This window comes from uncultured Azohydromonas sp. (assembly GCF_937926365.1).
Taxonomy (GTDB): Bacteria; Pseudomonadota; Gammaproteobacteria; order Burkholderiales; family Burkholderiaceae_C; genus Azohydromonas.
In genome coordinates this window covers 1-18,631 of the sequence record NZ_CALAOH010000124.1, presented here as the reverse complement: position 1 = coordinate 18,631, position 18,631 = coordinate 1, and the positions used below count along the sequence as shown (strand labels likewise).

The window sequence follows — 18,631 nt, the reverse complement described above, 5'->3', positions numbered from 1 at the left end:
TCGGCCGATAGCTTCGCCTCGGTCTGCAGAGACGTCGGCAGGCCTTCCAGCAGGTCCGGTGCCTTGCCCGGCAGGGGCTGCCGGACAGTCACGCCAGACTTCCCGCACGCGGACAGTGCCGGCAGCAATACCAGCAGCAGCAGCGCGACCACGCTCGTACGCATCGGCGACCCCCTTGTTGTAGTCGGATTCGGCCGTGGCCTTGGCTTCGGCATAGGTGACACGGGCCGCGGCCGCCTTTCGCGCGACCTCCGCCGTGGCCGTGGCCAGGCGGGCGAGCACCTGCGCGTGCTCGGCGCGGCTGGTGGCGTGGGCGGCGCGCTCGGCGGCCAGCTCGGCGCGCGGCTTGCCGGCCACCCACCACATGAGGGCGCACAGCGCCAGGGCGACGCCGGCGAGGAGGGCGAAGCGGGCAAGGAGGTTGGCCGGCAGCGGGATCACGCGCAGGCCCCCTGCCGCCGGTGGCGGCGGATCTCGTGGAGCATCTGCACGCCGTAGAGCGCGGCCAGTGAAACCATCAGCAGGGTCCGCTCCCAGGTGACGCAGGCGCCCTGCTCGCCCAGCACGCGGGAGGCGGCCATCAGCCCGCCGGCGAACACCCCCAGCCGCGCCAGTTGCTGCACGTGGTCGCGGCCGCAGGTTGGCCGCGGGGTCATCAGCATCGTGGCCAGCGAGGCCAGGGCCGTGAGCACGGCGGAGATCACGAACATCCAGACCCAGACGTGTGCCATGGGCTCAGCCCTCCGCCTTCCTGGGCGTGGCGCCGGTGAGGCGCTTGCCCCAATCGATGAGGTACCGCAGCGACAGCCCGAGCAGGCCGGCGCGCACCTCGATGGGCACCTCCCCGCTCCAGCCGAAGCCGGGAAAATGCGGTGCGGCCACCGCCACCAGCGCGGCGGCCACGCCCGTGGCCAGCACGCCGAAGATCAGGCGCGGCACGCGGGCCGGCACGTGCTCCGGCTCGAAGTGCAGCGCGGCCACGGCGCCGACGATGGCCGCTGCCACCGCCAGCCAGGTGAGTCCGAGCGACGACGCCACCGTGGCGGCCGCGGCGCTGCCGCCCGCCACCGCCTGGCTCCCGAGCGCGATCGTCTCGTCACGCATGGCTTGCCTCCCCTTTTGCACGTGCGTACGCGACGGCGAGCCGCGTGTCGTAGGCGTTGGCCTGGTAGTCCGGGCCGTTGTAGCGGCGAGCGAAGCCCGCCCAGTCGCGCGCGACCAGGGCCCGGTGCATGAGGGGCTGGGTGCGCACACAGGCCACGAACGCGTCGAGGTGTGCGCCCTCGTCGCGGTACATGGCGTTGATGAACCCCTGCAGCGTCGGATGCCCGGCCGCTGCGTGGTTGAAGCCCATGATCTGGAACAGGCCCCAGCTCGCCGACATGAGGGCCGCGTTGCGGTCCAGGGCCGCCGCCTTCTGCAGGCGGGCGTGCTGCTGGGACTCCGGGCCGTAGCCGCCCGGCTTGGCGTTGCTGACGTCCGGGTGCTTGGCGCTGTAGAAGCCGCTGGTGAGCCGGTGGAACACGTGGCGCTCGAACAGGATCACCGGCTCGCCCGAGTCGAGGAAGCCCCGGCCGCGCGCCTCCACCGTGGTCACCGCGCGAACGGCGGCCACGTCGACGCCCAGCGCCGTTGCGGCGCGCTGGTAGTCGGCAGTGGTGAGTCGCTTGGACATGGGTGCTCCTGCTGTTCAGTAGAAAGCCCGCCGCCGCACGCGCCACCCGGGCATCTGCGTGCGGCGGCGGGCGGTCAGGTCCGCTTGCCCTTGATGAGGGCCTTCGGGCGAGTGCAGTAGTTGATGGCGTTCATCTGCACTTCCAGATGGCGGCCCTTGCCGTTGGGCGACGAGTACTGCTTCGCGTAGCGCGGCAGGCCAACGGTGTTGACCGTCTCCTCGTAATCGGCCGGCGCGTAGATCGTCCGCCACAGGCCGGGCACGCCAATGGGGAAGATGTGCGCGGCATCGGCGCCAATGAACGGGGTGCCGCCCACCGCGCCCTTGTAGTTCTCCCAGACGATGCCGCCGAACTCGAAGGCGCCGAACACCGTGCCGGTCGGCGTGACGTAGCCGGTCCGCAGCACCGAGGCCATGTCGGTGGCCTTGTACGACTCACGCACCTCCGGATGGGAGAGCAGGTCATCGAAGAAGGCGTTGCCGACCAGGGCGTGGATCGCGCCGACGGCGACGCCACCGAGGTTGTTGGAGATCTTGCGCACGACGTCCGCACACTTCTTGCGCAGGGCGCCTTCGGCGGGGTTCGCGTTGTCCAGGTCGAAGTCGACCTCCGCCTCCTGCGACACGCCGAACTCGGTGAACAGGTTGTAGAGCACCGAGCCGTCACCGTTGAGGATCACGCCCTTGATGGCGCCGACACGCTGGTGCTCCAGGGTCGGGTCCAGACGCCATGCGACGTGGTTGCGCAGGCGGGCGTTGACGCGCTCCTGCAGCACCTCGAGCACGCCGGTCTGGCCGAAGGCACGCACGTTCTGCACGCTGTCGGCCAGGATGAAGTCGTCCACCTGGTAGTGCGGGACGATCAGGCTACGGGCATTGCGCTTGGGCGCGCTGCCGGGCTGGCCGGGACCACCGCGCGGGGTCGGGTCGACGAGCTTCAGCTCACCCGCTTCCTCCTCGATCATGATCGAGGTGGTGGTGATGCCCTCTTCCTCCCAGCCGGCCACCTGGCCAGCACGGCCGGGGACGAAGGGAACATTGTTGATGGCGTCGGTCAGCGAGACAGCGCTGAAGGCGTCCTGGTTGAAGACGTCGAGAGTCAGGTCGGTCATGGTCGGGGTCCCCGGTTCAGCGCAGGACGATGCCCAGCTCGGCGAGCTGGGCAATCGCGGCGGTTTTCTGGTTGGTGGTGATGCCGGCAGGCCACACCAGCGCGTCGGCCTTCACCTCGGCGGCGCGGCTCACCACCACCACGGCGGTGTCGGCGTCGGTGGCGTTGGTGGTGGCCAGGAGGATGCCGGCGGCGTCCTCGGCACCGGTCTCGGCAGTCGGCGCCAGGGCGGTGAACTTTCCGGTGGCGGTGAGCCGCGCCACGACGGTGCCGGCCTGGAGATGCTGGCCGGCGGCAAGGATCTCGTTCTCGCGCGAGTAGCTGCCGTTGGCCTCCGAGAGCAGGAAGTCGCCGGTGCGGTTCTGTTCGGTCAGGGTGGTCATGTCGGGGTCCTTACTTGGTGGGCGCGGCAGCCTGCCGGCGCTTGTCGTAAATGCTGCTTGCCGACAGCCGCACCGCCGGCTGGCCGCCGTTGTCGTCTGCGGCACGGGCATGGGGCGCGGCCGGCGGTGCGTCCTTGCGGATCGCGTCGAGGGTGATGCCGCGGTCCTGCGCGGTGCGCAGCAGCGTCATGGCGAAGGCCTCGGGCGTGTGGCCCTCATCGATCGCGGTGCGCAGCTCCGCGTCGAATCCGGAGCGCGCCATGGCCTGGATCTGCGCGATGCGGGTGCGCTCGGCTGCCACGGCCTCGGCCACGGCGGTCTGCCTGCCGGCCGCTTCGCCTTCGGCCCGGGCCGCGGCGATCGCGTCGTCGTTGCTGGCGATGACAATCTGGTCGGCGGTCTTGCCCGCAGCCAGGGCGTTTCGCAGGTCGGCGGTACTCGTGACCGTCACCTGCCCGTTGTCGGTGGAACTCATGCGGGTGGTCCTCTTGGGCGTGCTTGCGGAACCGGCAAGCTCGGCGATCACGGATTCCAGTGATCCGATGCGGTCAGCCATGCCGGCACTGACGGCTGCGCGGCCGATCAGCAGGCCGCCCTGGCCAAAGTCGGCCAGCACCTTGTCGACGGTGACGCCGCGGTAGCTGGCCACGGCCGAGACGAACACCTCGGCCAGGGAGTCGACCAGGGCCTGCACCTTGGCGCGACCCTCGTCTGTGTTGGGATCGATGCGCTTGTCCGGCGACTGGCTGGACACGATGTCCACCACGCGCACATCGGCCTTTTCGTCGCGGCGGCGGGTGTCCTGATACGACATGACCACGCCGATGGAGCCCAGCGCGGCGGTCTCGTCGACCACCAGCTCGGTGGCGGCCGCTGCCAGCCAGTAGGCGCCGCTTGCTACGCTGCCGTCGCCGTAGGCCACGATGCGCTTGCGCTGCCGGCCGGCGTGGATGAGCTTGGCCAGCTCGTTGATGCCGGTGGCCTCGCCGCCGGGGGAGTTGATCTCCAGGACGATGGCCGTCACGTACGGGTTGTCCAGCGCGGTCTGGATGTCGCGCGCCAGCATGCCGGTGCTGGTGGCACCGGAGATCTCGGTGAAGAGGTTAGCGTAGCGGAAGATCGGCCCGGTGACCGGGATGACCGCCACGCCGTCGCGCACGACGACGCTGCGGGTGTTGTCGAGCGGACGCCCGAGCTTTGCCTGCAGGGCCTGAGGATCTCCGAAGCGCTCGGCCACGGCCAGGATGGTTTCCAGCGACTCGGGCTGGATCACCCACGGGCGGGCCGAGGCGAGCTGCAGGGCGTCGATCATTCGGTGTCTCCTTGCGCCGTGGCCGGCTCGGAAGTGGCGGGCTGGCTCGTCGCGGGCGGCACCCAGATGCCGTCGGCCTGGCGCTGGCGGATCTCGCGCACGCGCTGGCCGTAGACGGTGTGCCAGTCCTCGCCGTTCATCGCGGCGGTTTCCATTGCTTCGTTGCTGACGCCGATCTCGATGCGGGTCTTGGCGGCGTTGGCTTCCTTGTGCTCGTCCATCGAGCCGCGGGCGGGGCCGATCCACAGGGCGCGCGTCCAGGCGCGGCGCCGGATCGGGTCGCTGTAGCCGGAGAGCACAAGGCGGCCCGCTGCCACTTCCTCGTCGATCAGCAGGCCGTACAGGGGCTGGCAGAACTGCTGAACGAGGTACCACCGACGAAGATTGAAGAAGCGCCACGCCTCCAGCATCGCCGCGCGGGCGGCGGAGTAGCTGCTGTTGAACTGCAGCAGCAGCACGTCCAGCGGGATCTCCAGCGCCGCGCCGATCTGCTTTGTCACCGCCACGAAGAACGGGTCGAAGTTGACGTTCGGCCGTGCGGGGTTGGTGTCCTTGGCCTTCTCGCCGGGTGCCAGGTCCACCACCGCGCCATTGCCCAGGGCGATGTCGCCGTTGGCACCTGCGTCGCCGCTGAACGGCCCCAGCGCATTGCCCTGGTCATCGAACGCTTCCTTGTCGCGCTCGATGAAGACGGTGAACATGGCCGAGATGACCGCCGCCATGAGCTCGGCGTCGCCGTACCGCTCAAGCTGCTTCAGCGGCTCCAGCACCGGCGCCAGGTAGGGCGCACCCCGCACCTGGCCCGGTCGCTCCTTGTCGTTCCAGATGTGCAGGACGCGCCGGCGGCCGGTCTCGGCGCCGAAGAACGGGTAGTACTGCCATCGCGGCATCCGCATGTCGATGCGGTCACCTGGGTGGGTGTTGCGCACCCAGCAGCCGACGGGCTCGGGCCCCTGCACGGCGATGCCATCGACGCACGCGGGCGTGTCCGGGCCGTCGTTCGGGTTGCTGACCCGGTCGGCCTCCACCAGCTGCACTTTCAGCCCGGCGACGCCTCCCTCGCGCACCGCGTACGGAGTCAGGGCGAACACGTCGCCGCTGGCCATGGCCGACATCAGGGCCAGCGCCTGCAGGCCGTAGATGTCGTGCGTCGCCTCCGCGTCACATTCCTGCGGCTCCTCCGCCCAGCGCTCCCAGTGGGTGCGCAGGCGGGTGTTGTAGGCCTCGGCCTCATCGGCCGTCAGCCCCAGCGTCTCGGCATCCACGCTGGGACGGCACACCAGCCCGGTCCCGACGATCGCCGTGCGGCTCCGGAGGATCGCGGCGCGGCCGACCAGGAAGTTGCGGAAGGCGTCGCGACTACGTGCGCGCAGGGTCACCAGCTCGTGGCCGGCAAGATCGCTGGTGCCGCTGCCCACCGGGGCGTTCCACGCCTGCAGGCTGCGCAGCGTGCGCGAGGCGCCACGCCACCGGGTGCCCTGCAGGTCTGCTGCGCTGGCCTGGGCGGTGCCTTGGGCCGCGGCAAGCGCCACCTGGATGCCAGCGCGCAGGGCCCGGTCCTGGCCGACGGCCCCCAGCAGGCGTTCCTTGGCGACGGCGGCGGCACCCATCAGTACGGCACCACGTAGCTGATGCGCCGGCGCAGGGGCATGCGGCCGGCGATACGGCGGCGCAGCTCCGCGATGTAGCTTTCCAGCGCCGCGAGGTCGGTCTTGCTGTACTCCACCTGGCGGTCGCCATGGCGGAAGGACACACGCGCCGTGCCCGTCAGCAGCTTGTGGCGTGCTGCTTCGGCTTCGGCGAGTTGTTCCTGCAGGGTGGCCATGAGCGCTCCGGCGGCGGGACGACCGGGGCTCCAAAAGAAAGAAGCCCCGCACGATGGCGGGGCTTCGCTGGGCAGCGGCTACCTCGCCGCTTACCCATTCTTGTCATGCAATGTCCGGACGCAACACCCGAAGCTACTTCACCAGTCGCAGGTGAACGGCAGGGGGCTTATCTATCAAGCCGTACTTACCTCGAAGTTCGTCGGCGTGCATGTGGAGCAGCTGAGCCAACTCGGACAGGCTATAGCCCAGCTCCTCACGGTACGCCCGCAAGATATCTGCGAATACCGTCGCCCGCTCGGCAGGTACAGCCGTCTCCGGTGGCTCCTGGCGCCGATAGCCAAGCGCACTCATCTGCCGCCAGAGGGCCTGACTTTGGGGGGTCGATATACAGCCCAGCGCCTTTGCTCGGTACAGCAGCGCAGCCATCGAGACGCGCCAGATAGGCTTCAACGCAGCAAGACGAGCCAGACTGATCCCGCTTGCAAATGCATCAATCATGTCCCGTGCGGGCATCAACATCTCAGCTGCGAAGTCATCCGCCTGCTGCTCCATCTCTGCGCTGGGCAAACGATGCATGATTGCGTGCCCCAACTCGTGCGCAAGGGTGAACCTTTGACGGTCACCAGGCATGCTCGAATTGAGGAAGATACACACTGGCAGTCCAGGGGGCCGCAGAGTCAGACCGTCAACACCCAGACTCTCGAACTCGCACGGGAGCACGATGCACCCGGCACGCTCCACCAGTGACGTGAGGTCGATCAGCGGCCCGCTTGGCACCCCCCAGTGCTGACGCACCAGCTGCGCAACTCGCGTCCCGCTCCCCCCAAAACTATCGACGTCGAGTTCTGGGAAGGGAAGCTCCGGCACATGCTCGATCGAACTCAGGAGGCGCCGTAGATGCATCAGGCGGAGATTTATCTCCGCCTCCAGCCGATCGATAGCCCGAGCCCCTACGCTCGCCCGCTTCCTGTAGCTCACGCTCACAGGCACCCCAAAAATGGGGTCTGTTTCATAGAACAGAGTCACCGGGAACGAAAGCACGCCCGCGAGCTTTTCAATCAACTCCGCGGTGGGTTGCATGATCCCGGCTTCCAGCTTGGACACCGCGGCCTGACTTACGTCCGCCTGATCGGCGAGCTGTGCCTGACTGAGCCCCCTTGCCTGCCGCGCAACCTTCACTACCGCCGGATTAGCGACCGGGCTGTTCATCACGACTTCTCAGACTGCTTCTCTTCTGCGGCGCGGGATTTTACGCGAACGAGCGGCTTGCGCGAAGCGACAGGCGGTGCGGCAGGCGTGGGTGCGATGGGCAAAGCAGTGACAGGCGTAGCGGCCTCACCACGGTTGAGGATCGAGAACTGCCAGTCGACTACGGACCCGCGTCGCGCCACGACCCTGATGTCGGCCACTGCGGTCTCTGTCGGGTTGAGGACGTACCCCACTTCAAACTTCAATGCCGTTGGGATGCCACTCAGCCCCTCCGCTTGATCGTGGAAGTCCAGCGCTGCCTGAGTCGGATAGTTGCTCGTAAAGCCATCCTGGTCACAATGCTTGAACCGGAACGCAAAGCGTCCGTCAAGCACGAAGTAGAAGGTTTCGTGCTTACGGATGATCGTGACCCTCGGGTCTGACCCCAGGAGGCGGTGAGCCGCTTCAATCATCTCCTCCCAGACGAACGATGCACGACTCCGCTTCATTAACCAGCGGGCGGGCTTATCGCTTGCCATCCATTGCGCCCAAGCCTCCAGGACAATCTGACGCAGCGCGCCGACGTAGGGTTCCAAAACGGCTTCAACCTCGGCTTGTCCGCTCACTCGCTGCCTCGACTGCAATCTGGTCGGCAAAATATAACCACATATATTCCACCGAGCGCAAGAACCCCAGTTTCGCCTACTTCACCCGACCATACCCATGCGAATGGACGCCCCGGGCGCTGCAGGGGCGGAGCTGAGAGCACCTTCAACGTAGGCTTTAGCACTGGTGAGATAGGCGTAGTAGCTCGTGCGACTCATGGCCGCGCCGTTGCGACTGAGGTATGCCAGCCTCTCCCGCTCCGGCAGGCCGGCCAGCATGTACTCGGTCCGTAGCACCCTGCCCTCCTTCCAGCGCCCAGACCGCTCCATGCGCTGGACCAGCGTCTCCACCTCCATCACTTCGATCGCGGCCTGCAGCTGATCCGGAAGCGCGTCGATGCGCTCGCCACCCGTTCGCGCGGAGCGCTGCACCTGGTCGCCAACCAGCGCCGCGGCCCAGACCCGCAGCCTTGCGTCGACCTGTTTCAGGTTGGCCATCTACTGCACCCCCTTGCTTCGCATGCCCCGTTGCCAGCGCGGCGGCGGGGCGACAGGCGGCCTCGCCGCAACCTGCGCGGCGGGCTGTGATGTTCCACGGGAATCGGAGCCGAGTTTCTCGGCCGCGGCTCCGCCGTCCGCTTCCGGCGCAAAGCCGCTGAAGAGATCAGGCGCCACTGGCTGGTACACCGCCTCCAGCGCCTCCCATTGGCTGTCGCGCATCGCGTCGGCCTTGATGGCCGGCGCCAGGGAGGCCCAGACCGCGTACACCAGCGTGTCCAGCGGCTCGTTGCGGGCACCCTTCGGAGCGATCCACCGGCCGGCGTCCTGGTCGTAGTATTCGCAGGTCAGCCCCTTCCAGTACGTCTCCAGTAGCGCACCGGGGTCCGGGTTAAACGGATCAGGCTTTGCGTCGCCACGCCCGCCAGGGAAGCGCAGCATGCGCGCAGACAGATCCTCCGCCTCGCCCTGCTCCTGGGCGCTGTCCCGCGCCGCGATCGCGGCGTTCAGCCAGCCCCACACCATGTGCTTGAGCACCGACGTGCCGACGCCCCAGACGCCCACGCTCCGCGCGATGGTCTTCTCCCGCTGGTTGATCTCGGTCTTCTTCGGGCGGTAGACGGCCCGGTCCGACTGCCTCTCGGCACGGCCGCGTACCAGGTAGAGGTGTTGCTTCACGAATCCGGCAGACGTCTTCAGCACGCGGGCAGAGCCGGAGCTGCCGACCAGCCGCTTCACGAACTGCGCCACCATCTCGGTCCAGTTGCCGCCGTCGAGCGCCACCGCGCTGATCGGCATGTCCACGCCCTGCCGGGTGCGCCAGGTGCCCTGGAGAAGCTCGTCCAGGGCGACATAGGTCTCCGGCAACGTCGGATCCAGGTCGACCACCTGGTAGTCCACCACCCACCGACGCTGGCCGCGCCCGGTGGCGATGATCTGCACCTCTGCCCGGTCGTGCTGGAAGTCGACGCCAGCGCTCAGCACCAGGCCGCCATGCGGCACGGTGCCGCGGTGCACGCCGGGCTCAGCCAGCGTCGCCACCACGTCCGCGTCCTGCTCCTGTCGGTCGCCCTCGAAGGTGATCCCCAGCACCAGGTTGCGGAAGCCGGCAGCCAGCTCAGGATTGCGCTCGGCTTCGGCCCGCTTGTCGGCGATGTTGCGCCACGACAGGCCAAGGCCCAGCGGCGAGTAGGCAGCCCACAGGTGGTAGCTGCGATGCCAGTCCGGCGCGGACGAGTTGTGCGGTACCCAGCGCGCCGTGCCGCCGTAACCGACCTCGCGGAACATCTCGGTCTTGTGGTGCTCCTCGATCTCGCAGCCGTTGACCGCACAGGCGAAGGTGCCGCGCGGCGTCAGGCGCTCCACCTCGAGCACCTGTTCACCGCCGCAATGCGGGCACAGCACGTGGTAGTAGCGCTGGTCGCCCTCCAGGAACCCCGCCTCGATCGCGCTGGCGCCGGCAATGGTGGGCGTGCACGCGCGGTACACCCTGGCGCGCTCACCGTATGACATGCCGCGGGCGGCCAGCTGCTGGTCCGCCGGCCCCTGCCCTCCGATGTCGCGCGGGTACTCGTCCACCTCGTCGGCGAAGATGTATCGGGCCGTGCGCTGGCGAAGCTGCTTGGACGAGTTCGCCCAGATGACCCACATGGTCCCGCCGGGGAACCGCTTCTCGAAGGTGTTGTCGGCGTCCAGCTTGGCCAGCAGCTCCGGCATCTCGACGATGGCGGGGTCGAACTTGCTGGTGGTCCAGGATTTCGCCAGCTCCTTCACCGGCTGGGCCACGATCATCGAGTCCAGGCCGCGGTCGATGACGTAGCCCGCCCAGTTGATGCCGATCTCCGTGGCGCCGACCTGCGCGCTCTTCATGAAATCCACGAGCCGCACATGGCTGTGCTCGCTGAGGCAGTTCATGATTTCGCGCAGCGGCGGATGGCGGTCGGTGACCCACTGCCCCGGCTCGGCGCCCGCGCCCTTCGCGATGACGCGGTGCTTGTCAGCCCAGTCCGAGACGTCCAGGCGTTCCGGCAGGGTCCAGCCTTCTTCCCAGGCGTCGCGGACCAGCCCCTCGGCGCACGGCAGCGGCACGTCCATGGCGAACATGTCCAGGCTCACTCGGCATCCTCCACGTCAGCCTCAGGGGCGTCCACGGCGTCCGCGTCTGGGCCTGCGGGCGCCGGCGCCGCGTCGGTTCCCAGTGCCTTCGCCGACTCGCGCATGCGCGAGCAGAGGGCGACGATCTCTTCCTCCAGCAGCCGGTCTACCTCGCGAGGGTCGGAGGTCGCTGCCAGCCGGTCGCGCAAGCGACCACGCATGCCCTGCAAGCTGTTGACCGCGTCACGCGCCAGCGTGAAAACCGCGCGGCGCACGCCCTCGGCGCGCACCAGTTCCTTCGCCGCCTCGCCAAGCTCCAGCTCCGCCAAGCGGGCCTTGGCCATCCGCTCGCGGCGGATCGCCTCCTGCACCTCGTCCGCCGCTGCAGCGCGACTCGCCGCGCCCCCCGCTGGCTGCGTGCGATCGCCACCACGCACAGGGTCGGTGATGTTGGCCAGCAGCCGGTCGCTTTCCGCCACGTGGATCCGCCGGCCGTCGCAAACAAGCTTGCCCTCGCGGCGCAGGCGGCGGACGAAAGAGTCACTGCAGCCGCGGTGCGCGGCGTACTCCGCCGTGGACATGTAGGCCTGGTCAGTTCCGGAACTCATGCGGAACCACCCGGTACCAACGGAACCAAACCCGGAACGGGAAGATGCACGCAAATTGCGGCCTTGCTACCCGCAGTGCGCGCGGGTGCCGGGAGGACCCATGCCCTCGTCCCCGCCGCACCTGCCTGGTGACGCCGGATTCCCGTGGAACACGGCACTGCCCAACCTCGGGCGAGGTTGGGCAGAGGTTGGGCAGCCGGAATCCCTTGCGGCGCAAGGCTCTGCCCAACCTGCCCAACCTGCCTAACCTGTTTTGAGTTTTCTAGATCGTGCAAATCGGTGCAGTACATGTACGCGCGAGGCCGAAAAGTTAGGCAGGTTGGGCAGACCCCCACGGCACAAGGGCTGAGGTTGGGCAGCGAGGTTGGGCAGAGGTTGGGCAGGTTGGGCAATCGATCAGAACGGCGGGTCATCGTCGCCCTCCATCGCGTTGATCGGCCTGGCGGCTGCCTGTGGCCGCTCTGCGGCCGCGGTCGGCTCCCAGACGTAGATCCGCAGCCCCTCGACCAGACGCCGCTCTTTGCGCCAGTGCAGGCGCTTCATGACGGCGGAGATGCGCATCTGCTCCGGCTTGCCATGCTTGGATGCGTCCGCGCCGATCGCGTAGCGCAGCAGCTCGTCGGTGGTCGTCCACTCGGCGAACTCACCCCACCCCACCCCGACGCGCGGCGGGTAGGCGTTCTCGCCCGGCATCTTGCCGGCGAGCCAGCGGAGGATTCGGTCCTCCCAGCTGTCGCTCATGTAGCGGGCTTCCTGCTCCTCGGAGGCCTCCGCCGGCAACTCCCACCAGCTGAAGCCCTGGTCGAACAGATGCACGGCCTCGGCCCACAGCTGGTCCCGCAGCTCCACGATCAGGTCCAGCCGCACGTCGCCTTCGGTCCGCACGGGCAGGAAGCGTCGGCCACCGGTGGGGTCGCGCAGGTACTGGTGCTCGTTGGTGGTGCCGGCGAACACGCACTCGCGTCGGTAGGATCGGGGCACCCGCTCATAGGGAGCACGGAACTTGTCCACGCGCCGGGTGATGGCCGTCTTGACCGCGGTGACGTCGGCCTTGCCGAACGAGTCCATCTCGCCGATCTCGACACCCCAGACGCCCTGGATCACCTGGTAGAAGTCCTTGCCAGTCGGCGACTCGCTGGTTTCCACGAACCAGTCGCTGCCGAACAGGGCACGCAGGGCGCTGGACTTGCGTTTGCCCTGCTCACCTTCCAGCACCAGCATGAAGTCCACCTGGGCACCCACGGCGGGCTGCTTCGGGTCGAACCACAGGATGCGCGCTACCGCGCTCACCGCGAAACACAGCGCTGCGCGCCGGCTGTAGGCGTTGTCCGGCGCCCCAAACAGGTCAACCAGCATGCTTTCTACGCGCGGTGTGCCGTCCCACTTCAGGGCCGTGAGGTACTCGCGGATCGGGTGTCGGCGGTAGCGCCTGGCCACTGCCACCACTGCCTTGAGCACGCCGTCATCGCTGCAGTTGGCCGCGTAGGTGCCGGGGTTCTGCAGCCATGCGGCCAGCTCATACGCGTCCGCATCGACGAACTCGCGGCGATTGCCGCCCCGCCACGGCGCATCCCGGGTCAGCTCGATCTGGTTGCTGGACTCGTTGAGCCACCACAGCCCAGCCAGGCGCGGATCGTTCTCCATGATCAGCATCAGGTTGTGCAGCTTCCCCTCGACATTGCCGTCGCGGGTGAAGGTGAGCGCATCGCGCCAGGAGTCGTCCGGCCGGTCTCCGCCGGTCCCGCCCCCGCCTGCACTACCCCCTGTCGATTTGCCGCCGTCGATGACGGTCATACTCTTGCGCTTCGGCACGCTCATCCCCGGTGTTGCTCCAGCTGCCCAAGGCGCGCCGCCTCGGCCAGATATGCGGCCGCACGCGCCTGGCGGTCGGCCTGTGATTCGTATGGGTTGATCAGGGCGGTCTCCGCTGCCACCCGGCACGCGCGCGCAAGTTCGGCTGGCGCGTGGCGCATCAGGTCCAGCTGCGTGCCCTCGGACCTCATGCCCGCACCACGGTCACGTCGACCACGCGGGCGGCGGCCCAGGCCGCCAGCTGTCGGGGAGTCCAGCCATCTACCTCCAGGGCGTCCGCAACGTCCCAGCCGCGCGCCTGCCCGGCCGTATCCACCAGACGGATGGAGCGAACCCCAACACGGGCGGCGTACGCCGCCACCCCGGCCACGCTGCGACCGGCGTCGTTGCTCCACCCGACCATGGCCTTGAGGCCCGGCTCGTCGGCGTCCGGCCACAGCACAACCTCGCGGCCGGCGAGCGGCCGCCAGTCCACCTTGGCCAGTCCATTGCTGCCGCCCGGCCACGTCACGACCGCGTACTGTGGCCACGCGCCAGCGCCAGCCGCGCGGCATTTTTCGCCCTCGACGATCAGCACCGGTGCGTCAGGCTTGGCCGACAGCGCATCCAGACCACACAGCGGCCGCGGCGCCGGCCAGTGCTGCAGGCACCACTGCTGCTTTCCATCTGGCCCGGCGCACCAGGTCACCGTGGGGGTCCACTTCTTGGCCTTGCCGGTGTTGCGGTCGGTGGTGTCCGCACGAAGGACGTAGCCCAGCAGTCGGCCCTCCGCGTCGCGGTAGGGATCCACTCGCGAGGGCTTCATCGCCCGCAGCTTCCCCGACTTGGGATTCCACAGCCGTACCGTCCAGCCGTTGGTGGCCATCAGATCCGGCGCGCTGTCGGGAACAGGCGTTATTGGCACCCACGTACCGGCGAGCGGCGCTGGATCCTCGACGCGGACACCCTCACGAGCGGTCGCGAACTGCTGGCCATCCAGCTGCTGGCAGGCTTCGATGAAGGTGCAGCCGGTGATGCGTGCCAGGAAGCCGACGACGTCCTCGTGCGCCCCGCAACCGAAGCAATGCACGTAGCCCTTGGCCGGCAGGACGTAGAACGACGGGGAGTTCTCCGCGTGGAAGGGGCAGAGGCCGAGCCACTCCCTGCCCTGCTTCTTCAGCGCGGGCACATAGCGGCGCACGACCTCAACCAGGTCCACTCGGGCCTTGAGGCCATGGATGTCCACTTGGGCGTGCAGGCTCACCGACCGCCCCCTTTCCCCGCCTCGCGGCGGGCGAGCATCCGCCACTGCAGCTGGAGGTATTCCCGGATGCGCTGCTGGCAGCCGATGCCGCCCGTGCAATCGCTGTGCGGACACTGGGGCCGAACGCGCGCGATCGCATCCGCCCACTCACTGCGCGGCCGGCGGGCGATCTCAATGGCCAGTCCCATGCACCTGCTTACGCTCATGCGGTGGCACCCCGGGGGGCGACTGTGGTTCGTTGCGTCGTCATGGGGGTACATGCTCCCAGCTGGCGCGATCGATCCGGGGTTCCAACTGCCGCTGATGAGGGCGGGGTTAGCGCCGTGGCGAGTGCCTGAGCCCGGGCCCGGGTCGGCATCCAGCGCGACGCCCAGGTGATCCGGTCGTCCTCCACGCGGTGCACGATCCAGCTGCGGCCGTGACCCCATACGACGTGGTGCGCCATCAGGACGCCCTCCCGCGGAACAGGTCGCCCTGCCCGCCGGTCGCAGCCTGCGCATCGATGCGCCGCTGTTCCAGCTCGGCCAGCAGGTCGTCGCTGGAGCGCTCCCGCACCGGCTCGTCCAGCACGGCGGCAATGCCGGCCAGGGCACGCCGGGTGGCGGTGGTGGGACGGGCCGGCGGGTGCATCCAGCGCGTGTCCCGGGCCATGGCGATCAACCCTCGGCCTCGCCATACACGGCCACGTCCAGCTCGTGCTCGAGGCTGAGCACGGCGGCGACAACCCGGCGCCCTTCCTGCTTGATCCGCGGCGCGTGGGCACGGTCTTCCGGGCCGAGCCGGCCATCGGCCAGCGCCGGGGCCACCGCTTCCATCAGCTTGCTGTAGCCCTGGAACAGCTCGGCCACCGAGCCCATCGTGGAGGCCGGGCCCTCGGGCATGCGCACGGCCAGCAGGCCACGGCGCGCCGCCAGGGCGCGCTCGCACTCGTCGCGGTACGGCTGCGGCAGGGCCAGCAGCCAGGCGTCTTCCAGATCCGCCGGCAGCACCTTGACCGTGCCGTCCATGTAGCGGCGCAGGATCTGGCCGTTGTTGCGCATGGCGGCGATCAGCTCGTCGCCCTCGCCCAGCCGGAACTTCACCTGGCGCACGTCCGGCGCGGTCAGCGCCAGGTACTTCTCGGCCAGCGCCATGGCGAAGCTGTTGGCGTTCGCGCCAGTCTCGTCGAGCATCCGCCGGGTGAAGGCGTAGATGATCGACTGGCGAGGCGGCAGAAACTGAGGCACGGGCTTCATGCGGCGACCGCCTTCCGCGCCGCAGCATGCGCGGCATGACGACACCGATCGCATGCCCTGCCCTCAATGCCCTGCGCCTGGTCGACATGCGCACGGGCCGGAGCCGCGTCGTTGCGGTGATGTTCGGCCGGCGCCAGGCGCAGGGCCAGCCACTCGTCCGGGGTGAGGCAAAGATCCTCGACCTCGACGGCTTCCGCCGCCGGCGCGTCCAGCAGGACGCCGACCTCGCTGTTGCCAAGGGCGCCGTCCAAGGGAACGACCGTGGTGGCTAGCAAATCAGACATTGCTCATCGCCCGACTGGAGAAGGCGCCGCCCGCCCCGCGGTAGGCTGGTCGTGCCACCGAGGCAACCAACCGCGAGGAGGACGGCATGAACAACGACGAACAACTGGCGACGGCGCAGGCCGTGCAGCACCTGGAGCTCAAGGTGCAAGGGCTCACGCAGCGCTTGGCGACGCTGGAACTGGCCATCTCAGGCGTGTCCGCATACGTGCAGACCTTGAGCCCCCGGGCCAGACAGGACATGGCCAGCGTGTTCGACGGCGGCCTGTTCCTGGGTGGCGGAGTGTTGAACACGGCGATCAAGGCCGAGGCGCGCAAGCTGCTCAACCTGCCGTAGCCAGCGCCAGGGGGCTGAGGCGCTCGTCGACCTTGGCCCGGAGCAGCGCCCGGCCGCGAACGTCGAGTTCGCCGGGGGCGCCCTCAGCCTCCAACCGCTGTACCCAGGCGCGCTGGGATTCCAGCCACAGCTGGTACGACTGCGTACCCTTGTTGCGCTGCCACTCCGCCTCCTGGTCGAAGGCGGTGCCGATCTGGTTAAGCGTGTCGCGCAGGGTCTCTTCCCGTACCCGCCGCGCGGCCTCTCGGCCCTCGGCCCGCTGCTCCGCGGAGTGCTTGGCTTCGGCTTGGCTGGGCTTGTTGATCCAGTTGCGCAGGGCGACGCGCGCCCGTTCCACGATGTTCATGGGAGCTTCTCCGGTGGGATGGCTGGAGCTGGTGTTACGCGGCATGGGAGGCACCCTGCTCTTGTGCCCCGAACACGTCGGGCCTCAGCTGAGCGCTGGGAACTCCCGTGGCGCGCTCGATGGCCAGTGCATGCTTCGGCGGTACCGGGCGCCGCCCGGTGACCCACTGGCTGACGGCCTGCGGGCTCACGCCCAGATACCGAGCCAGACCAGCCTGGCCGCCCTCAAATGCCGAAACCGCTTCGTTGATCGGGTTCATGGGCGCACACACTAAAGCGCCGCTTTAGTGTGTGTCAAGCGGCGCTTTATTCCCCCATCCAGTTAGAGCAATCACAATCAAGCGATGCTTGACGCCCAATCCATGGCCGCCGCGATCCGGACTGCAATCGAGGAGTCCGGGCGCACCCAGAAAGAGATCGCTGCCGCGTTCGGCATCACCGAACAGGCCGTGTCAGGCTGGCTGCGGACCGGCAAGCTCAACAAGAACCGTTTGCCGCTCCTGGCCGAGCTGACCGGCAAGCCTCTCTCCCATTTCGGCATGCACGAGCCGGAGAACGTTCGCGTCGTCCGGGAACCTGGCCCCGTGTACATCTCAGACCGTGAGAGTGCCGCCCGTGATCATGTCCGCGTGTACCAGCTTGAGGGGGAGGCAGATATGGGGGATGGGCGTACGAACGAGGACTTCCCGGAGGTAATCCGCTCAATGGACTTCCGACCGGCCTACTTGCGGTCGGTGGTGGGTTTCGTGCCGCCCCCTGGGCGTCTCGTCTTGGTGACCGGCCGCGGTGACTCGATGCTGCCGATCATCCAACCTGGTGAGACCCTGATTGTGGACACCGGGATCACGTCCTTCGAAGGCGACGGCATCTACCTCATCAACACCGGTAACGGGCAGCAGATCAAGGGCCTGCAGGATCGCGGCAGCGCGATCTATGTGGTGTCCGCCAACGCGGCGCTCTACCCTGCTTTCCCGCTCCCGCCCGAGGCACTGATCGGCGGCAAGGTATACCTGCGGAATCGAATTGATCGACTGAGCTGAGGGAACTGGCATGGGGAGGAAGTGGGTCAGCGTTGCCTGCGTGTTGGCCGTGGCGGCATGTACTCCACAGAACCCGCCCGAGGCCAAGGCGGCAGAAGAGGCCGAGCCTGCATCGGCCATAGAGGTGCCGGCGTGGGCGCCGCTGGAGTTCGACTTCGACGCACCAACAGCCCAGGGCGTGGACTTGAGCCACTTCTTCTCCATGCTTCAGGACAAGATGAAGCATTTCGAGAAGGACGAGTACGAGACCTCGGCAGAGTTTGCCACCAGGACCGCAAACAGCGGTGAGCTCATCGCCCCGATCTCGCTGGACGCGGCGTATCTGTTCTTCCCCCAGATGTCGAACATGGAGTACGACGCTGACAGGCAGGTCTACGCTCGCGCCCATCCGATCCACTGCACGAGTGAGTACCCCTTCAAAGAGGGGTACGCATGCGAGTTCGCGAGTTTGCTCAGGGACACCAGTGAGTACGACGGCACCAACGCCTTTGGCGCGAAGGCACGCGTGCGGTCCGAAGAGCGCAAGGACCTCTACTTCCTGTTCCCCAAGAAGGCTCTGTCAGGCCCTCGCTTCCGCTCGAAACTGGGCGATCCCCGGCTTCCATTCGAGTGCCCCGTTCCGCTCGAGGACGCGCGCGCATTGAGAGGGCGGGCTATCCGCTTGGGGTATGTCATGTCCGTAAGGGAGCCCAAAGTGATCGAGGGGGAGCCCTACTACAGCAGCGCGACGATCAGGTACCCCGTGGAAAGCAGGGCGAGAAGATTCGGCATCCCAGGGACGTTGGTTGGCCTGGTCTGCGCCACCTCCGACGCCGTCATCTACAGCGAAAAACTAAAGCCCTAAAGCGCCGCTTGACTTCGGCCTAAAGCACTGCTTTACTCTCCCCGCCAGCCCACCCGGCTGGCGGGCGACCGGCGGGTCGCCGCCGGTCCTACCCCTGACCGGTTCCCGGCCCTTCCCCTGGCCCACGTGACCCGCCGGCGCCCTCCTTTCCCAGGAGAGCGCCATGTTCGACGCACGCACTTCGCAGGACCTT

Annotated in this window: 24 protein-coding genes and 2 pseudogenes; 3 read left to right on the top strand and 23 right to left on the bottom strand. The window is 68.2% G+C overall.

The features are described 5' to 3' along the window. From Q0741_RS13075 to Q0741_RS12975, 21 genes and pseudogenes are all read right to left on the bottom strand, one after another. A pseudogene (locus Q0741_RS13075) lies at positions 1–441 on the bottom strand (hypothetical protein); the annotation flags it as partial. Continuing rightward, positions 438–731 carry a hypothetical protein gene (locus tag Q0741_RS13070; RefSeq protein ID WP_298233641.1) on the bottom strand — a complete coding sequence of 98 codons (294 nt, stop codon included), beginning with the start codon at positions 729–731 and terminating at the stop codon, positions 438–440. The gene Q0741_RS13070 and the pseudogene Q0741_RS13075, both read right to left, overlap by 4 nt. Before the next feature lie 4 nt (positions 732–735). Continuing rightward, positions 736–1,104, bottom strand: coding sequence for a hypothetical protein (locus Q0741_RS13065; RefSeq protein WP_298233640.1), 369 nt, complete (start codon positions 1,102–1,104; stop codon positions 736–738). Then, a complete protein-coding gene (locus Q0741_RS13060) occupies positions 1,097–1,675 on the bottom strand; it encodes an N-acetylmuramidase family protein (protein WP_298233639.1) in 579 nt (192 codons plus the stop codon). The genes Q0741_RS13065 and Q0741_RS13060 overlap by 8 nt, the downstream gene beginning before the upstream one ends. 74 nt (positions 1,676–1,749) lie before the next feature. Beyond that, positions 1,750–2,787, bottom strand: a complete 1,038-nt coding sequence (locus tag Q0741_RS13055; protein ID WP_298233638.1) for a major capsid protein — start codon at positions 2,785–2,787, stop codon at positions 1,750–1,752. 16 nt (positions 2,788–2,803) lie between these two features. Continuing rightward, positions 2,804–3,169, bottom strand: a complete 366-nt coding sequence (locus Q0741_RS13050; protein WP_298233637.1) for a head decoration protein — start codon at positions 3,167–3,169, stop codon at positions 2,804–2,806. A gap of 10 nt (positions 3,170–3,179) precedes the next feature. Continuing rightward, positions 3,180–4,481, bottom strand: a complete 1,302-nt coding sequence (locus tag Q0741_RS13045; protein WP_298233636.1) for a S49 family peptidase — start codon at positions 4,479–4,481, stop codon at positions 3,180–3,182. Next, complete coding sequence (locus Q0741_RS13040; protein ID WP_298233635.1) at positions 4,478–6,091, bottom strand: phage portal protein; 1,614 nt, start codon at positions 6,089–6,091, stop codon at positions 4,478–4,480. The genes Q0741_RS13045 and Q0741_RS13040 overlap by 4 nt, the downstream gene beginning before the upstream one ends. Continuing rightward, positions 6,091–6,306, bottom strand: coding sequence for a gpW family head-tail joining protein (gene gpW / locus Q0741_RS13035; protein WP_298233634.1), 216 nt, complete (start codon positions 6,304–6,306; stop codon positions 6,091–6,093). Before gpW ends, Q0741_RS13040 begins: the two co-directional genes overlap by 1 nt. A 133-nt stretch (positions 6,307–6,439) precedes the next feature. After that, entirely contained in the window at positions 6,440–7,516 is a 1,077-nt protein-coding gene (locus Q0741_RS13030; protein WP_298233633.1) for an ImmA/IrrE family metallo-endopeptidase, read from the bottom strand. Beyond that, complete coding sequence (locus Q0741_RS13025; RefSeq protein ID WP_298233632.1) at positions 7,516–8,121, bottom strand: hypothetical protein; 606 nt, start codon at positions 8,119–8,121, stop codon at positions 7,516–7,518. The genes Q0741_RS13030 and Q0741_RS13025 overlap by 1 nt, the downstream gene beginning before the upstream one ends. Before the next feature lie 81 nt (positions 8,122–8,202). Continuing rightward, the gene (locus tag Q0741_RS13020) at positions 8,203–8,598 is read right to left on the bottom strand and encodes a hypothetical protein (protein ID WP_298233631.1); all 396 of its coding nucleotides are present in this window, start codon (positions 8,596–8,598) and stop codon (positions 8,203–8,205) included. Further along, positions 8,599–10,713, bottom strand: a complete 2,115-nt coding sequence (locus Q0741_RS13015; RefSeq protein WP_298233630.1) for a terminase gpA endonuclease subunit — start codon at positions 10,711–10,713, stop codon at positions 8,599–8,601. Next, positions 10,710–11,300: a hypothetical protein gene (locus tag Q0741_RS13010; RefSeq protein ID WP_298233629.1), complete on the bottom strand. Its 591-nt coding sequence runs from the start codon at positions 11,298–11,300 to the stop codon at positions 10,710–10,712. The genes Q0741_RS13015 and Q0741_RS13010 overlap by 4 nt, the downstream gene beginning before the upstream one ends. 396 nt (positions 11,301–11,696) lie before the next feature. Further along, on the bottom strand, positions 11,697–13,118 hold the full coding sequence (locus Q0741_RS13005) for a VapE domain-containing protein (protein ID WP_298233628.1): 1,422 nt from the start codon (positions 13,116–13,118) through the stop codon (positions 11,697–11,699). A 181-nt stretch (positions 13,119–13,299) separates the two neighbouring features. Further along, positions 13,300–14,091 (bottom strand): DUF6371 domain-containing protein, encoded by a 792-nt coding sequence (locus Q0741_RS13000; protein ID WP_367184112.1) that lies wholly within the window; start codon positions 14,089–14,091, stop codon positions 13,300–13,302. Next, positions 14,089–14,349, bottom strand: a pseudogene (locus tag Q0741_RS12995) (CHC2 zinc finger domain-containing protein); the annotation flags it as partial. The gene Q0741_RS13000 and the pseudogene Q0741_RS12995, both read right to left, overlap by 3 nt. A gap of 2 nt (positions 14,350–14,351) precedes the next feature. Continuing rightward, on the bottom strand, positions 14,352–14,543 hold the full coding sequence (locus Q0741_RS12990; RefSeq protein WP_298233627.1) for a hypothetical protein: 192 nt from the start codon (positions 14,541–14,543) through the stop codon (positions 14,352–14,354). Between the two features lie 256 nt (positions 14,544–14,799). Further along, entirely contained in the window at positions 14,800–15,006 is a 207-nt protein-coding gene (locus Q0741_RS12985) for a hypothetical protein (RefSeq protein WP_298233626.1), read from the bottom strand. A 5-nt stretch (positions 15,007–15,011) separates the two neighbouring features. After that, positions 15,012–15,590 carry a hypothetical protein gene (locus tag Q0741_RS12980; protein WP_298233625.1) on the bottom strand — a complete coding sequence of 193 codons (579 nt, stop codon included), beginning with the start codon at positions 15,588–15,590 and terminating at the stop codon, positions 15,012–15,014. Further along, on the bottom strand, positions 15,587–15,874 hold the full coding sequence (locus Q0741_RS12975) for a hypothetical protein (RefSeq protein ID WP_298233624.1): 288 nt from the start codon (positions 15,872–15,874) through the stop codon (positions 15,587–15,589). Before Q0741_RS12975 ends, Q0741_RS12980 begins: the two co-directional genes overlap by 4 nt. 86 nt (positions 15,875–15,960) lie before the next feature. On the opposite strand from Q0741_RS12975, the gene Q0741_RS12970 reads away from it, so the two are divergent. Then, positions 15,961–16,209 carry a hypothetical protein gene (locus tag Q0741_RS12970; RefSeq protein WP_298233623.1) on the top strand — a complete coding sequence of 83 codons (249 nt, stop codon included), beginning with the start codon at positions 15,961–15,963 and terminating at the stop codon, positions 16,207–16,209. On the opposite strand, the gene Q0741_RS12965 is transcribed toward Q0741_RS12970, so the two are convergent. Together Q0741_RS12965 and Q0741_RS12960 are read right to left on the bottom strand one after the other, a co-directional pair. Further along, positions 16,196–16,555 carry a hypothetical protein gene (locus Q0741_RS12965; RefSeq protein WP_298233622.1) on the bottom strand — a complete coding sequence of 120 codons (360 nt, stop codon included), beginning with the start codon at positions 16,553–16,555 and terminating at the stop codon, positions 16,196–16,198. The two genes, Q0741_RS12970 and Q0741_RS12965, sit on opposite strands and share 14 nt — an antisense overlap. Before the next feature lie 34 nt (positions 16,556–16,589). Further along, complete coding sequence (locus Q0741_RS12960; RefSeq protein ID WP_298233621.1) at positions 16,590–16,814, bottom strand: Cro/CI family transcriptional regulator; 225 nt, start codon at positions 16,812–16,814, stop codon at positions 16,590–16,592. A gap of 102 nt (positions 16,815–16,916) precedes the next feature. On the opposite strand from Q0741_RS12960, the gene Q0741_RS12955 reads away from it, so the two are divergent. Together Q0741_RS12955 and Q0741_RS12950 are read left to right on the top strand one after the other, a co-directional pair. After that, complete coding sequence (locus Q0741_RS12955) at positions 16,917–17,594, top strand: S24 family peptidase (protein WP_298233620.1); 678 nt, start codon at positions 16,917–16,919, stop codon at positions 17,592–17,594. A 10-nt stretch (positions 17,595–17,604) separates the two neighbouring features. Continuing rightward, positions 17,605–18,438 carry a hypothetical protein gene (locus Q0741_RS12950; protein WP_298233619.1) on the top strand — a complete coding sequence of 278 codons (834 nt, stop codon included), beginning with the start codon at positions 17,605–17,607 and terminating at the stop codon, positions 18,436–18,438. Positions 18,439–18,631 lie beyond the last annotated feature (193 nt).